At 70.3% G+C, this 14238-nt stretch carries 11 protein-coding genes; 6 read left to right on the top strand and 5 right to left on the bottom strand.

Going from position 1 to position 14238, the window contains the following annotated elements; genetic code table 11:
* Positions 1–7 precede the first annotated feature (7 nt).
* Positions 8–1429: an MFS transporter gene (locus FO059_RS04235; RefSeq protein WP_199257076.1), complete on the bottom strand. Its 1422-nt coding sequence runs from the start codon at positions 1427–1429 to the stop codon at positions 8–10.
* A 150-nt stretch (positions 1430–1579) separates the two neighbouring features.
* Here FO059_RS04235 and FO059_RS04230 point away from each other — a divergent pair, with 150 nt between their 5' ends.
* From FO059_RS04230 to FO059_RS04220, 3 genes are all read left to right on the top strand, one after another.
* On the top strand, positions 1580–2287 hold the full coding sequence (locus FO059_RS04230; RefSeq protein WP_143906643.1) for a TetR/AcrR family transcriptional regulator: 708 nt from the start codon (positions 1580–1582) through the stop codon (positions 2285–2287).
* A gap of 34 nt (positions 2288–2321) precedes the next feature.
* Positions 2322–3674: an FAD-binding oxidoreductase gene (locus FO059_RS04225; RefSeq protein ID WP_143906641.1), complete on the top strand. Its 1353-nt coding sequence runs from the start codon at positions 2322–2324 to the stop codon at positions 3672–3674.
* 111 nt (positions 3675–3785) lie between these two features.
* Positions 3786–4232 (top strand): DUF1801 domain-containing protein, encoded by a 447-nt coding sequence (locus tag FO059_RS04220; protein ID WP_308339538.1) that lies wholly within the window; start codon positions 3786–3788, stop codon positions 4230–4232.
* Positions 4233–4250: 18 nt separating this feature from the next.
* On the opposite strand, the gene FO059_RS04215 is transcribed toward FO059_RS04220, so the two are convergent.
* Both FO059_RS04215 and FO059_RS04210 read right to left on the bottom strand, forming a co-directional pair.
* Positions 4251–5276 carry a cytochrome c biogenesis CcdA family protein gene (locus tag FO059_RS04215; RefSeq protein WP_143906639.1) on the bottom strand — a complete coding sequence of 342 codons (1026 nt, stop codon included), beginning with the start codon at positions 5274–5276 and terminating at the stop codon, positions 4251–4253.
* Complete coding sequence (locus FO059_RS04210; RefSeq protein ID WP_143906637.1) at positions 5273–5965, bottom strand: DsbA family protein; 693 nt, start codon at positions 5963–5965, stop codon at positions 5273–5275. Before FO059_RS04210 ends, FO059_RS04215 begins: the two co-directional genes overlap by 4 nt.
* Positions 5966–6248: 283 nt before the next feature.
* On the opposite strand from FO059_RS04210, the gene FO059_RS04205 reads away from it, so the two are divergent.
* Complete coding sequence (locus FO059_RS04205) at positions 6249–6719, top strand: hypothetical protein (RefSeq protein ID WP_233267130.1); 471 nt, start codon at positions 6249–6251, stop codon at positions 6717–6719.
* Positions 6720–6811: 92 nt separating this feature from the next.
* Here the strand turns inward: FO059_RS04205 and FO059_RS04200 are convergent, their stop codons facing one another.
* The gene (locus FO059_RS04200) at positions 6812–7441 is read right to left on the bottom strand and encodes a DUF5134 domain-containing protein (RefSeq protein ID WP_158726779.1); all 630 of its coding nucleotides are present in this window, start codon (positions 7439–7441) and stop codon (positions 6812–6814) included.
* A 500-nt stretch (positions 7442–7941) separates the two neighbouring features.
* Between FO059_RS04200 and FO059_RS04195 the strand changes: the two genes are divergently transcribed.
* Both FO059_RS04195 and FO059_RS04190 read left to right on the top strand, forming a co-directional pair.
* On the top strand, positions 7942–9738 hold the full coding sequence (locus FO059_RS04195; protein ID WP_143906633.1) for a cytochrome c oxidase assembly protein: 1797 nt from the start codon (positions 7942–7944) through the stop codon (positions 9736–9738).
* Positions 9735–11852 carry a cytochrome c oxidase assembly protein gene (locus tag FO059_RS04190; RefSeq protein WP_143906631.1) on the top strand — a complete coding sequence of 706 codons (2118 nt, stop codon included), beginning with the start codon at positions 9735–9737 and terminating at the stop codon, positions 11850–11852. Before FO059_RS04195 ends, FO059_RS04190 begins: the two co-directional genes overlap by 4 nt.
* Here the strand turns inward: FO059_RS04190 and FO059_RS04185 are convergent, their stop codons facing one another.
* Positions 11853–14222 carry a heavy metal translocating P-type ATPase gene (locus FO059_RS04185; protein WP_143906629.1) on the bottom strand — a complete coding sequence of 790 codons (2370 nt, stop codon included), beginning with the start codon at positions 14220–14222 and terminating at the stop codon, positions 11853–11855.
* Between the last annotated feature and the right edge of the window lie 16 nt (positions 14223–14238).

Raw genomic sequence — 14238 nt, 5'->3', positions numbered from 1 at the left:
CTTTCTTTCAGGATCCGTGGGCCGGCTCGGCGCGGTGATCCGGACGCGGTGGATCCTCGAAACCGCGGTGCCTCCGTCCCAGCAGGATCGCGGCGAGGATGGCCGCGGCAACCAGGATCCCCGCACTGACCGCCAAGGCGACGGTGTAGCCGTGGACGACGGCCCCGTCGTCTCCCCCCGCGCCGACGGCCCGGTGACCGCTGCTGGAGATCACGGCGACCGCGTTGAGCAGGGCGACCCCGAGTGCGGCACCGAGTTGCTGGGACGCGTTGTAGGCGGCGGAGGCCGCCCCGATCTCGTGGACGGCGACGCCCTCGGTGGCCGTGCTGGCGGTGACAGTGATCACCATGCCCATCCCCAGGCCGGTCAGCACCATCGCGGGCACCAGGTGGGTCGCCAGGACGTTGGTCGCCCCGGAGCCGAGGAACGTGAGTACGGCCAGGCCGGCCGCGGCGGCGAAGAGTCCCGCGCCCACGAGTACCGCCGCCGACACGCGGCCGAGAAGCCGCCCGGCGATCAGCATGGAGCCGATCAACGCGGCGACGGCGTGGATGAGCAGCACCAGGCCTGCGTTCAGGGGCGGATACCCCAGCTGATCCTGCATGTAATAGCTCATGAACAGGTAGAAGCCGAACATCGCCAGGAACATCAGCGCGATCGCTATGAACGAGCCGGCGCGGGCGGGGTTCTTGAGGATCGCCAGCGGGAGGATCGGGTCGGGTGCCGCCCGCTCGACGAGAACGAACCCGACGAGCAGCAGGAGGCCGCCGACGAGCAGAGCGGTCACGACCGGCACCGAAACCTCCTGGCCGTCGAGCCGTCCGATACCGATCACGATTGCGGCGATGCCGGCCGCGCTGAGCAGCGCGCCGAACACGTCGATGCGCCCGGACTGCTTCACCGCGGCGCCCCGGGGGGTGATCGCAGCGCCGATCGCGACGAGCACTGCGATCGGGACGTTGATGTACAGGCACCAGCGCCAGCCGGCGAAGTCGGTCAGCGCCCCGCCCAGGAGCAGGCCGATCGCTGACCCTGCCGCGCCGACGGCTGCGAACACGCCGAACGCCCGGCCCCGTTCCCGCTCCTCTGTGAACGATATGGAGAGCAGTGTCAGCGCGGCGGGTGCCAGAAGCGCGGCGAACGCGCCTTGGAGTGCGCGGGCGGCGATCAGGACCTCCGCGCTCCAGGCCAGTCCGCCGATCAGGGACGGGACGGCGAAGCCGATCAGTCCGATGATGAAGGCACGCCGGTGCCCGATCGCACTGCCGACCCGGCCGCCGATGAGCAGCAGGCCCCCGAATGTCAGCAGATATGCGGTGATCACCCACTGCCTGTTCACCGCACCCAGGCCCAGCTCGGCGTCGGCCGAGGGCAGGGCGATGTTGACGATCGTGCCATCGAGCACCACCAGCAGCTGCGCCGGCGCCACCAGCGCGAGCGTCCATCAGCGTGCCGACGCCGCCGTCTGTCCGTCCATGCTCCACCCTCACATCCCTAACACTGGTCAAGAGTGACTAACGTTGTTAGTCTAACGTGACTGGACGCCGGGATGCGGCGTCGAGCCGAGGAGGACGATCGGATGCCGGAACACACCGAAGGGCGCGCGGACCTGTCGAACGTGTGGCTGCGACCGCGGCGGGCCAGACGAGGCGAGCCCCCGGTCACCAGCGAGCGGATCGTCGACGTCGCGATAGAGATCCTCGACGCGGGCGGGCTCGAGTCGCTGACGATGCGCCGCGTGGCCGAGCAGCTCGGGGTCGTCGCTCCGTCGCTCTATTGGCACGTCAAGACCAAGGACGACATCATCGACCTCGCGGTCGACCACGTGTTCGCCGAGACCGACGCCCCCACCGGATCGCAGCAGGACGATTGGCGGGCGTGCATCGAAGCCGTCGCGGTCGCGTGGCGGGCGACCCTGGTCCGGCATCCCTGGGTCCCGCCGGTGGCGGCATCCCGGCCCAGCTTCGGCCCGAACTACCTCGACCAGCTGGAGCTGGTCATGTCCACTCTGCACCGCGCCGGCCTGGACGGCGCTGCATTGTCCGCGGCGATGTGGACGCTGCACAACCTGATCTTCGGGTCCGCCTCCACCGAGGCGACTCTGAACATCAGCGACCATGACCGCGAGGCCGGACAGGCCGTCTTGCAGCAGCACTCCGACCGCTACCCGACGCTGGCCGGCCACCGCTACCTCGACGACGACGACTGGCTCGGAGACTTCGCCCGAGGCCTCGCCTACTTCCTCGACGGCCTCGAGCTCCGCATCCGCACCGGACCCACCCCATGACCATCATCGACCGCACTCGAAGAGGAGAACGACCATGAACCGGCCGGACAGCACGTCGATACGCGGTTTCCGCGGCCCCATCACAGCAGAAGGGGCACCCGGCGCCCTCCCTTCCATGCAGACCGCCGTCACAGTCCGCCCCGAGCTGACGGTCGAGCCGCTCGACAGCGACGACGTGGCCCGCGCCATCGGCCACGCCGCCGAGCGGGGCATGCCGGTGTCGGTGACCAGCACCGGGCACGGCGCGACCTCGCTCACCGGCGGCCTGCTCATCCGCACCCACCGGATGTCGGCGATCACGATCGACCCGGACACCCGGGTCGCCGAGATCGGACCAGGCGCCACCTGGGACCAGGTCACGGCGGCGGCCGCCCGGCACGGCCTTGCTCCACTCAGCGGCACCGCCGGCACGGTCGGCGCCGTGGGCTACAGCCTCGGCGGCGGCATCTCACCACTGTCGCGGACGTTCGGCTACGCCGCCGACCACCTCGTCGACCTCGACCTCGTCACCCCCGACGGCCGACTACGGCACGTGAGCGCCGAGGACGACCCCGAACTGTTCTGGGCCGCCCGCGGAGCCGGAGCCCAGCTCGGCGTGGTCACCCGCATGGCATTCCGGCTCTTCCCCATCGACCAGGTCCGGGCCGGGGCACTGCCCGTCATCATCGACGACTGGGCCGAGGCGGCTGACCGGTTCGCCACCTGGTCGGCGGGCATCCCCGACCACACGGGCACGTTCCTGTCGCTGAAGAGCTTCCCCGACCTGCCCGGCCTGCCCGAGGTGATCCGCGGCAAGCGCACCGCGACGGTCTACGTGACCTCGCTGGGAACCGAGTCCGAAGCAGTGGACCAAGTACGCGCCCTCGGCGGACTCGTAGACCGGTCCGCAGGCCTCGCGCCCACGCCTCCCGCCGAACTGACGGCGGTGTTCCGCGAACCGGCCGGGCCGCATCCTTTCCAGGGCGACGCCATGGCGACGTCGGGAATCGCTGCACAAGCGCTTGCGACGAACGCGCCATGCCTGGAGGCCGAGGACCGGCCGCAGTTCGTATTCATCCATCGCCTGGGCGGCGAGATGGCCGCCGCACCCGACGAAGGTTCGTGCATCGGCAACCGCGACGCCGAGTACCTCGCCCGGATCATCACCGGCCCGGGCCCCGCGCACGATCCCGCGGTCATCGCGGACGAACAGGATCGCCTGGTGCGGTCGCTGAGCATCGAGCCGGCCGGGCGCGTGCTCAACTTCCTGTTCGGCGACAACCGGGGCGTCGCCCCCGCCCACGACTGCTACGCCCCCGACGACCTGCGCCGGCTGGTCGACATCACAGCCCGCGTGGACCCGGACGGACTGCTCGCGCCCGCGCGGGGGCGGCTCGATGGCCGGTGAGCGGACAGACCGACCACGCGGGCCCGATTCCTGCCCGCGGATCATCGCCCCGGAAGGATCCGGCTCCCGCTGCCACTCGACACCCGAAGACGCACCCGAGAAGGAGAAGAAGTGACCGACAAGACCACTGAGACCATGTCCCCGCAGGAGCGCGCCGCCATCAAGGAACGGGCCGCGGAGCTCAAGGCCCAGGGCCGCAGCGCTAAGGCCGCCGACAAGGCTGCCGCCAACGAGGCGGCTCTGCTGGCGAAGATCGCGGAGATGCCCCAACCCGACCGCAGCCTCGCGGAGAGGGTGCACGCGATCGTCACCGCGTGCGCCCCGGACCTGCAGCCCAAGCTGTACTACGGCCAGCCCGGATATGCGAGAAAGGGCAAGGTGCTGTGCTTCTTCCGCAGCGGCCAGGATGACAAGGAGCGGTATTCGACCTTCGGATTCAGCATGCAGGCCGACCTCGACGACACGAGCGGACTCTGGGCGACCTCCTACGCCCTGACCGAGCCGACCGAGGCCGCCTGGGCCGAGCTGGAGAAGCTGATCAGCAAGGCCACCCGCTGATCGGGCGGACCCGCGCGATCACCCCGCCGAGTCCCGCTCGGCCGCTGCGGAAGTGGCGTCGGGTGCCGCTGCCACATCCCCGGCGCGGGACGGCACCGCTTCATCCTCGTCGCCGCTGTCAGTGCTGTCGGCGCTGTTAGAGCCGTCGGCGTTTTCGCCGCTGTCAGTGCTGTCGCCGCTGTCGGTGCTGTGAGTGCCGTCGGCATTGTCGGCGTCTTGCTCGCGACGACGCCGACGATCAATGCGCCACCCCAACACCAACCCCACAACAACCACCACAGCAAAGATCACCGCCGCATTCGACACCGAACCGGCGAAACCACTCACACTCTCTTGCAACTGCTGATCCGTATCGACCCCCACGATCCCACCAAGATTCGCCGTACCATCGGTCACCAGGAACAACACGCCGATCGCGATGAACAACAACCCCGACACCAACGACATCGTGTGCGTATGCAACGGACCGATCTTGATCCCACGCCCCCGCAACCACCGCCGGTCACCAAGCTTGAACCGATCCCACAACAACGCCAACACGAACATCGGCACCGTCATCCCCAACGCGAACACCGCCCCGATCACACCCCCGTAAACCGGATTCGACCCGATCAACGCCAGCGACAACACCGCCCCGATCAACGGCCCCGCACAAAACCCGGCCAACGCATACACGGTCCCCAGCAGATACACCGACACATTCCCGGAAATCTTGATCGACGCACTCGCCCGCTGCGCCGGCCCGAACGAGAACCCCTTCCCCACGATGATCACCACACCGAACACGATCAACACGATCCCGCCCACCAGCGTCGCCGTCCCCCGATACCGCGTCACCAACGAACTGAACGCACCCACCCCGGCACCCAACGGCACCATCACCGTCGCCAACCCCAGATAAAACAACGCCGAACGCGCCGCAAGCTTGCCCACCCCATCGAAGGCATAAGCGAAAAACGACGGCAACAACAACGCCGAACACGGACTGAGCAGCAACAACATGCCCCCCAGCAACGCGCCCAGCAGCCCGATCTCCGAACTCATGCGCCCCCCTCCCCGCCGAGCAGAGCATCGATCACCTGATTGAACACCGACGCCGGCTGCGCCCCCAGCATCGGATTGCCGTTGATCGAGAACGCCGGCGTCGCCGGAATCCCCAACTGCTGGGCCTGCGCCACATCCGCCCCGATCGCCGCATCGAACTCAGTGCTCTGCATCTGCGCGGTGAACCGATCCATATCCGGCACCCCCGCATCCTCGGCGAACCCGCGCAACTTATCGACATCCATCCCCGGATGCCCACCCTCGGGCGCCGCCGCATACAACGCCCGGTTGAACTCCCAGAACCGGCCCTGCGCCGCCGCGGCACGCCCCGCCCGGGCAGCGAGCATCGACTCATCCCCATAGATCGGCATATCACGCCACTCGATCCGCAACTGCCCCGACTCGACGTACTCGGCGACCAGACCCGGCTCCACATCACGGCTGAACTTCGCGCAGAACGGGCACCGGTAATCGGCGAACTCGACCAGCACCACCGGAGCATCGACCGCGCCGAGCGCCAACGGATCCCCCTCCTCGCGGGTCGCCAGCTCACCGAGCGGCCCCAACTCGCCCGGCGTGACCCCCTGCCCGCCCGACGCGGCCGCAGACGACTGCCCGCCCCCGCCATCATCATTACCGGTGAAAACAATGACCCCGAGCGTCACGGCCACGACGGCCAGCACCGCCATCGCCGCGATCTCCAGGCGCCGCCGGGTGCTACCGACGCCACGCGGCGTGCCGCCGGATTCCGGACTGGTACTCATCTGTGCTCCGTGTCCTCGAAAGTTGCGCATGGGCCGGCCCACCCGCGGAACACGCCACCACGCGCCCCACGGGCAGACCCACCCCAACTACTATGCCAGATAGTAGTAGATGGCTACCATGCCGGATAGGACACACACGTCACGCCCGACACCGGCGATCAGCACCGCCACCGGCACCGGCGTGACCCCCCACAGGAAGGAGCCCGGAATGCGCGTCGCACCAGGCCAGCCCGCGGCAACAGACACCCGCCCGCGCACCCGGTTCCACTGGGCACGCGCCGCCGTGGCCGCAGTGGCCACCGCGGTGATCGTCGGCGTGCCCACCGACATCATCGCCAACCCCTGGTTCTCCCGCGAGATCCCCGTGCGATGGTGGGAATACCCCGTCCTCGCCGCCACCTGCCTGCTCACCGCGGCATGGTTCGCCATCCGCATGACCCGCCCCCAGGACACCACCGGCAAATCCGGCGCCTACGGCGGCGCCGCCCTCGCCCTGTTCGCCGTCGGCTGCCCCGTATGCAACAAACTCGTACTCCTCGCCGTCGGCACCTCCGGCGCACTCGGACTCTGGGCACCCATCCAGCCCTACCTCGCCGTGGTATCCCTCGCACTACTCGGCGCCGCCGTCGCCTACCGATGGCGACGACGCGACTGCGGCACCACCTGCCAAACCCCATGACCCGCACCGGGTTCGATTCATCGTCGATAACGGTGGGATGCAGTCCCTCGCTGCGGAACTCCGCCCGGGTCGCCCCCGCAGGGCCGATATCGTCACACCATGGCGAGCAGCATGTACGCCATGAGCAGCGCCATCACCGTGAGTGTGGCGCGCACGCCCGGGCCGTTGCGGCCACTGAGCCCCACACCGAGCCGCGCCGTCAGCGCCGCGCCCTCACCCGCCGCCACAACGCTTGCCGGGTCTCCGCCACCGCCACCGGTTCCCGTCGGCACCGCTGCAGGCTCGAGTGCGAACACCGGTACGCGACCCCAGGCGCCGGTCGCCCATGCGATCGCCTGCACCAGCAGGTAGGCGATGACCAGCCAGGTCACCGGTGCGGGCCGCAGTCCCTGCGGCGCATACATATAGGCCATCGCCGCCATGTCGAGAGCCGTGGCAATCCACAGCGGATTGACGACTCCTTCGCGCGTCCGGCACCACACCGCGACGACGAGCACGGTGAATGCGATGGCGATGAACAGCCCGCCCATGGCGTTGTCGACACCCGGGTTGCCCATCCCCAGCAGGAACATCTGCACCATGCCCAGCGCCATGACGATGTGGCCGGCATGCCACCAGCGGTGCTGCCCTGCCGTCGACGCGACGTGCCGCAGGTGCGGGACGACCACGAGCAGCGACACGACGCCGAACGCGATGCCGAGCCCGCCCGGGAGCAACGTCATCGCATGATCGTGCATGTCTCCCATGTCTCCCATTCCGCTGATGTCCCTCATATCGTCTGCACCTCCCGTGCACTCCTCGTGTCCGGCCGCGACGGGCGGCAAGGCGCGCCTCCGGTGCGTGCGGCGACCACCGGCACGGCCTCCGGCGCGCATCGTGGGCACACGCCGCCCGGTGAGGCGTATCACCGATCGGAGCTTCTCCCACCTGTAAAGACTACGTTGCGTAGTAGACGGCTCCCGGTACCCCTGCCGCCGAACACGAACGCCGACTGCACGAAAGGACGAATCGTGGACGACGCGTCGCCGACCCGTCCGGCACTCGCCGCCGGAAGCGGGGATGAGAACGCCGCTACGGCCTTCACTCACGGCACCGCCCGGCCGTTGCAGCGTGTGCCGCACAGCCTGTGCGACAACGGCAATCGACACGCACTCGTGGACCACGGTGGTCTGCGGCTGCACCGGCGGCGCTAGTGGGGGGCCCGGCAACCACGGCACTGCAGATGGCGGCGGTCCTGCTCGCGGCAGCCACCGTGGGCCCCGCCACCCACGTCCTGCTCACCAGCGATCCCGACCATCGCGGCCGAATACGCGGGCGTCCAGCGGCGGAGGCGCTGCCACGGTATGCCTCCCTCGCGTGGGTGGCGGTCGCCGTCGTCGCCGCGGCCACCGTCGATGCCTCCGACGGCGCCGGGCCCCGCGTCGCCTGGGCGGCCTCCGCACTCGCGGCGGGCACAGCGGCCGGATTCGCGTGGTGGGCGCGCGCGTGGCAGACACGATTCGCAGGCGTGGCCGCCGGGTGCGCCGGGGCCGCCCTGCCCGCGACTGTGGGCACACTGACGCACGGGGCGGACCACGACCGCACCGGCGTCTTCGGCCTCATCATCGCGGTCACGCTGCCGGTACTTCTCGGCGCCGCCGCCCACCTCGCGCGCCGCGACTCCACCGCCGCCGCCACCCGCCGTCATCTGCACCTGTCGTGGGTGTGTCTGGCGGCGCTCGCCTACTCGGTCGTCGGCATCGTCGTCATCACCATGCGCGGGTCATGGGCGTCGGCGTGGGGTGCACTGTCCGCCGTCTCCCTGGGGGCACTTGCGGTGGCGGTCGCCGCCACCGCGGCCGCCCACCGCCGTCCCCGGCAGCGCCACTGCGGACACCATCGTCCGGACCGCGTTCTCATCGCCGGGCAGGCCGGCGCGCTGTTGGTCCTCGCCGTCAGCACCACGATGATGATGCACGTCGACCGGCCCGCGCCGGATGACCCGCTCAGCGTGCAGCAGCTGATGGTCGGCTTCGACGTGCCCGGGGAATGGACCTGGGCGCGGCTGGTGACCGACTGGCGGGTGGACGTGCTGTTCGGTCCGCTCGTCGTCGCCATGGCCGTGTTCTATCTGATGGCGGTGCGGCGGCTGCACGTCCGCGGGGACACGTGGCCGGTGGCGCGCACGGTGTCGTGGTTGAGCGGGTGCCTCGGCGTCGCGGTGATCACCTGCACCGGAGTGAATCGTTACGCGTACGGCCAATTCACCGTGCACATGATCCTGCACATGGGCCTGAGCCTGTTCATCCCCGCGCTGCTCGCGATGGGCGGCGCGGTGACGCTGGCGATGCGTGCACTGCCCGCGCGCCGTCGACGGCCGCAGGCCCTGGGCGCCGGGGAGTCCCCGAACACCGGCACCGACGCGCCGGATGCGCTTGCCGGTGCCCGGTCCCTGCCGGGCCCGCGCGAGTGGATCATGCTGTTGGTCCACGCCCGGTCCACCCGGATGCTGTGCAATCCGCTCGTGGCGATCACCATCTACATCGTCACCCTCTATGGGCTGTACTTCTCCGGGATCTTCGACTGGGCGATCCGCGCACCGTGGGGCCACGAGTGGATGACGGTGCACTTCCTGATCACCGGGTACCTGTTCTACTGGCCGATCATCGGTATCGATCCGGGCCCGAAGCGGCTGCCGCACGTCGGCCGTCTCGGCGTGCTGTTCGCCATCATGCCGTTCCACGCGTTCTTCGGCATCGCAGTGATGTCGATGTCCGGCGCGCTGGGCCAGAGCTTCTACCGCGCGCTCGGCGTCCTGGGGCCGGACGCCATCGACCACCAGCAGACCGTCGCCGGGGGCATCGCGTGGGTGTCCGGAGAACTGCCGCTGCTGGTGGTGTTCCTTTCACTCGCCACGCAGTGGGCCCGCAGCGACCGGCGCACCGCCTCCCGCCACGACCGCCAGATCGACAGGTACGGCGACGACGAACTCGACGCCTACAACGCCATGCTCAAAGAACTACAGGATCAGCGCAGATGAACAACAAGGACCCCATGGTCGATACAGACACGACAGGCCGCACCGGACAGCCGGGCGGCACCGGGCGGTCGAGCGACACCGACCCCGCCGGCGATACGGAACCGTTGCAGAGCACGGCCTCGAAGGCCCCCACGGCAGCGCCCCGCCGCGCTGGCCGGACCTCGCGCCAGGTCATCGTGCCCGTCCTGTTCGCGCTGTGCGTCGCCGCGGCCGCGGCGGCGACGGCCTGGCTGGGGTCGTGGCCGTACGACATCGTCTCGTCGCTGTACCCAGGCGATGCGTCGGTGACGCTCATGGCGGCCATGCGGGCCGCCGCGATGATCGCCGGCTCGGTCACCGTGGGCGCCGCGGTGTTCGCAACGTTCTTCGTCGGGCATTCCGGCGATGGCCTGCTGGGCGCGCGCGGCTACGCGGCCACCCGGCTGGCCTCCCGCGCCGCCACGGTATGGGCGGCCGCGGCGGCGGTGATGATCCTCGCGACCGCCGCCGACGGCGCGGGTGTCTCCATCAGCGAAATGATGAGCCGCGACGCGTTCCTCGACGTCTACGCGGCCGTGGAGCAGCCGAAATCGTGGACCGTGGCATTCGTCCTGGCAGTCGTCGTCGCCGTGGTGCTGCGCATGGCGCTGCGCTGGATGACCGTGCTGGCCACGCTGGGTTTGTCGCTGCCCGCCGCGCTCGCGCCGGGCATGGTCGGCAACAACGGCCAGGGCCTCTCCCACGACCTGGCCACGAACTTCCTGATCCTGCACTCCGCGGCGGCCGCGGTATGGCTGGGTGTGCTCGTGGCCGCATGGTCGTACCTGCGCGCCGCCGCCCCGAACGCGCCCGTCGGCGAAGTACTGCGCCGCGTCCGGTGGTGCACCGCGGGTGTGGTGGTCCTGCTGGGCCTGTCCGGCGCGGGGATCACCTGGCTGCAGCTCCGCGGCGGCGACCTCACCTCCGCCTACGGCGTGGCGGCACTGGCGCAGACGGCCGCCACCGTCCTGCTGGCCGTCCTCGCCGTGGCCCGCGTCCGCCGACCGGTGAAGCCCGGAGCCGGCCCGCGTCAGCTGCTCCCGGACCTGGTACTGGTGCTCGCCGCGTTCGCCGCGGCCGCATTCGCCGGCCGCGTCCCGTCCCCGTCGCTGCTGCGCACCGCGACCACCGGGCACGAGATCTACATCGGCTACGACATCCCCGGGCCATGGACGTGGACGGGCCTGGTGACCGAGTGGCGGGTGGACGCGCTGTGGCTGACGATCGCCGTGGTCATGCTGGGCGGATACCTTCTTGCCGTACGCCGGCTGCACCGCACCGGCGGGACCTGGCCGGCGCACCGCACCTGGCTGTGGGCGGCGGGCTGGGTCCTCATCGCGCTGTCCACCTCGTCCGGGGTGAACACGTGGTCGAGCGCGCAGTTCAGCATGCACATGGTGCTGCACCTGATCCTGAACCTGGCCGCGGCCCCCATGCTGGTTGCCGCGGCACCGCTCGGCCTGATCCGCGCCGCCACGCCCCCGCGCCCGGGCGGCATATCGGGTCCGCGCGAATGGGTGGACACCTTCACCCGCTCGGGCCTGGTCCGCATGCTCACCACGCCGTGGGTAGCCCTGACGATCTACGTCGTGACCCTGTTCGGGTTCTATTTCACGCCGCTGTTCGACGACGTGATCCGCTACCACTGGGGCCACCAGTGGATGAACATCCACTTCCTGGTGACGGGCTGCCTGTTCTTCTGGCCGATCGTCGGCGCCGGCCTGCCGGGACGCCGCCTGGGGAACCTGGGGCGCATCGGGATGCTGCTGGCGATCATGCCGTTCCACGCGCTGTTCGGAATCGTCGTCATGACCTCCGACACCGTCCTGGGAAACACGTTCTACCAGGCCTTCGACCTGCTCGACGCCGACGGGTTGCTCCACGACCAGATGATCGGCGGTCTGCTGGCCTGGGTCTCCGGGGAGATCCCGGTGCTCATCGCGGTGACGATCCTGCTGGTGCGCTGGTTCCGGCGCGAATACCGGGCCGTCGGGAGGGCACCGCACTCCGGCGACGGCCCTGGCGGCACCGCGTCCGCCGAGGACGCCGACGGCGCGGAGGCGCTGCTGGACGAACTGCAGCGCATCCGACGGTGACTATCGGCCGTCCACGGCGCCGAACCGGCGCAATCGCAGCGAGTTGCTCACCACGAAGAACGAGCTGAACGCCATCGCCGCCGCCGAGACGATCGGGTTGAGCAGCCCGGACGCCGCGATCGGGATGGCCGCCACGTTGTAGCCGAACGCCCAGATGAGGTTGCCCCGGATGGTGCGCAACGTGGCCGCCGCAAGGTCCACCGAGTCCGGCACGATGGTCAACCGTCGGCGCACCAGCACGACGTCCGCCGCCTCGATCGCCACGTCGGTGCCGGTGGCCACCGCCATGCCCAGGTCGGCGGTCGCCAGCGCCGGGCCGTCGTTGACCCCGTCGCCGACCATCGCCACGCGCCGGCCCCGCTCCTGCAGGCCGCGCACCAGCCCCACCTTGTCACCCGGCATCAGGCCGGAATGGAACTCGTCGATGCCCACCTGCTCGCAGATGCGCTGCGCCGCCACCGGGCCGTCGCCGGTGAGCATCACCGTGTGCAGGCCCGCGCCGTGCAGACGCGCCACCGCCTCGGCCGCGTCGGGCTTGACCGAATCCGCCAGGCCGAACGCGGCCACCGCCGTCCCGTCGACGGCCAGCAAGGCCGTGGTGCGGCCGGCGTCCTCCGCCTCGGCGACAGCCGAGCGCAGCAGCGGAGACACGATCGCCCCCGCCTCCTGGAGCGCCCGCTCCCGGCCCACGTGCACGTCCCGGCCCTCCACCGTGCCGCGCGCGCCCAGGCCGGTGGCCGCCTCGAATCCGGCCACCTCCGGCACCGTGATGCCCGCGTCCCGCGCGTAGCCGACGATCGCCGCGGCCACCGCGTGCTCGGAGGCGTTCTCGACGCCCGCCGCCAGGCGCAGGGCCTCCTCGCGCCGGTGTTCCCCCTCCGGCGCACTCTCCAGTGCCGCGCCGGGGTCGACCACCAGCGACTGCACCGTCAGCCTCCCCTCGGTGATCGTGCCGGTCTTGTCGAACACCACCGTGTCGATTCCGCGGGTGGCTTCCAGCGCCTGCGGCCCCTTGATGAAGATGCCCAGCTGCGCACCGCGCCCCGACGCGACCATGAGCGCGGTGGGCGTCGCCAGCCCCAGCGCGCACGGGCAGGCGATGATGAGCACCGCCAGGGCCGGGTTCGCCGCGTCCGCGAGCGACCCGTCGCCGAGCAGCCACCAGCCCAGGAAGGTGGCGATCGCCAACGCGAACACGACCGGCACGAACACCGATGACACCTTGTCCGCCAAGCGCTGGACCTGGGCCTTGCCGGACTGCGCTTCGGCGACCATCCGGGCCATCTCCGCCAGGCGCGTCTCGGCGCCCACCGCGGTCGCCCGGGCCACCAGCCGCCCGGACAGCGCCGCAGTGCCGCCGAGCACCGCGTCACCCTCTCCGACCTCGACGGGCCGGGCCTCGCCGGTCATGGCGGAGGCATCCACCAGGGAGCCGCCGGCCTGCACCACGGCGTCGGTGGCGATCGTCTCGCCGGGGCGCACCACGAAGACGTCGTCCACGCCGAGCCGGTCGGCGGGAATCCGCATCTCCACGCCCGCCCGGGTGAGGATGGTGACCTCCTTGGCGGCCAGCGCGGCGAGGGCGTTCAGCGTGTCGCCCGCCCGCTGCTTGGCCCGAGCCTCCAGGAACCGGCCGAACAGCACGAACGCGGTGACACCGGTGGCCACCTCGAAGTAGATGGTGCTGGAATGCATCACCGCGTCCCACACGCCGTCGGCCTCGTGCTCGAGCATCGACGGGGTGAAGATGGTGTAGATCGACCAGGCGGTGGCGGCCGTGATGCCGGTGGACACCAGCGTGTCCATCGTGACCGCGCCATGCCGCAGGTTGACCAGCGCCGCCCGGTGGAACGGCCATGCGGAGAAGGTCACCACCGGAATCGACAGCGCCAGCAACAGCCACTGCCACCCGGCGAACCGCGTCGACGGCACCACCGCGAACATCACCGACAGGTCCATCACCGGGATGAACAGCACCACCGCCACCGCCAGACGCACCAGCAGCGAACGCAACTCATCGTGGTAGCGGGCGCGTCGAGTATCCGCGTCGGGGGCATCCTGCGCGGCCGTCGCCGTGTATCCAGCGGACTCGACGGTGCGGCGCAGCTCCTCTTCCGACACCCCCGCGGCAGCGTCGACGGTGGCCCGTCCCGTCGCATAGTTGACGGCCGCGACCACGCCGTCGAGCTTGCCCAGCTTCTTCTCGACACGACTGGCGCAGGCTGCGCAGGTCATGCCACCGACCTCCAAGTCGATGCGGCGGAGAGCGGCGTCGCCGTCCGATCCCGCTGCAGTGTCGAAGTCCGGTTCGCCGGATTCGCTGACAGACCTGGCGTCCTCGCCAAGGGTCTCCGTCGAAACAAAGCGCATGGCCCGATTGTGCCTG

The organism is Tomitella fengzijianii, from assembly GCF_007559025.1.
In the GTDB taxonomy this organism is placed as follows: domain Bacteria; phylum Actinomycetota; class Actinomycetes; order Mycobacteriales; family Mycobacteriaceae; genus Tomitella; species Tomitella fengzijianii.
The sequence above is the reverse complement of the archived record's forward strand: the minus strand, read 5'-3'. Positions and strand labels throughout refer to the sequence as shown.

What these genes read in the sequence shown, in the direction of transcription:
- FO059_RS04225 (WP_143906641.1), top strand. Translation starts at nt 2,322, where the DNA reads ATGAACCGGCCGGACAGCACGTCGATACGCGGTTTCCGCGGCCCCATC.
- FO059_RS04185 (WP_143906629.1), bottom strand. Translation starts at nt 14,222, where the DNA reads ATGCGCTTTGTTTCGACGGAGACCCTTGGCGAGGACGCCAGGTCTGTC.
- FO059_RS04230 (WP_143906643.1), top strand. Translation starts at nt 1,580, where the DNA reads ATGCCGGAACACACCGAAGGGCGCGCGGACCTGTCGAACGTGTGGCTG.
- FO059_RS04200 (WP_158726779.1), bottom strand. Translation starts at nt 7,441, where the DNA reads ATGACGTTGCTCCCGGGCGGGCTCGGCATCGCGTTCGGCGTCGTGTCG.
- FO059_RS04215 (WP_143906639.1), bottom strand. Translation starts at nt 5,276, where the DNA reads ATGAGTTCGGAGATCGGGCTGCTGGGCGCGTTGCTGGGGGGCATGTTG.
- FO059_RS04195 (WP_143906633.1), top strand. Translation starts at nt 7,942, where the DNA reads ATGGCGGCGGTCCTGCTCGCGGCAGCCACCGTGGGCCCCGCCACCCAC.
- FO059_RS04210 (WP_143906637.1), bottom strand. Translation starts at nt 5,965, where the DNA reads ATGGCGGTGCTGGCCGTCGTGGCCGTGACGCTCGGGGTCATTGTTTTC.
- FO059_RS04205 (WP_233267130.1), top strand. Translation starts at nt 6,249, where the DNA reads ATGCGCGTCGCACCAGGCCAGCCCGCGGCAACAGACACCCGCCCGCGC.
- FO059_RS04190 (WP_143906631.1), top strand. Translation starts at nt 9,735, where the DNA reads ATGAACAACAAGGACCCCATGGTCGATACAGACACGACAGGCCGCACC.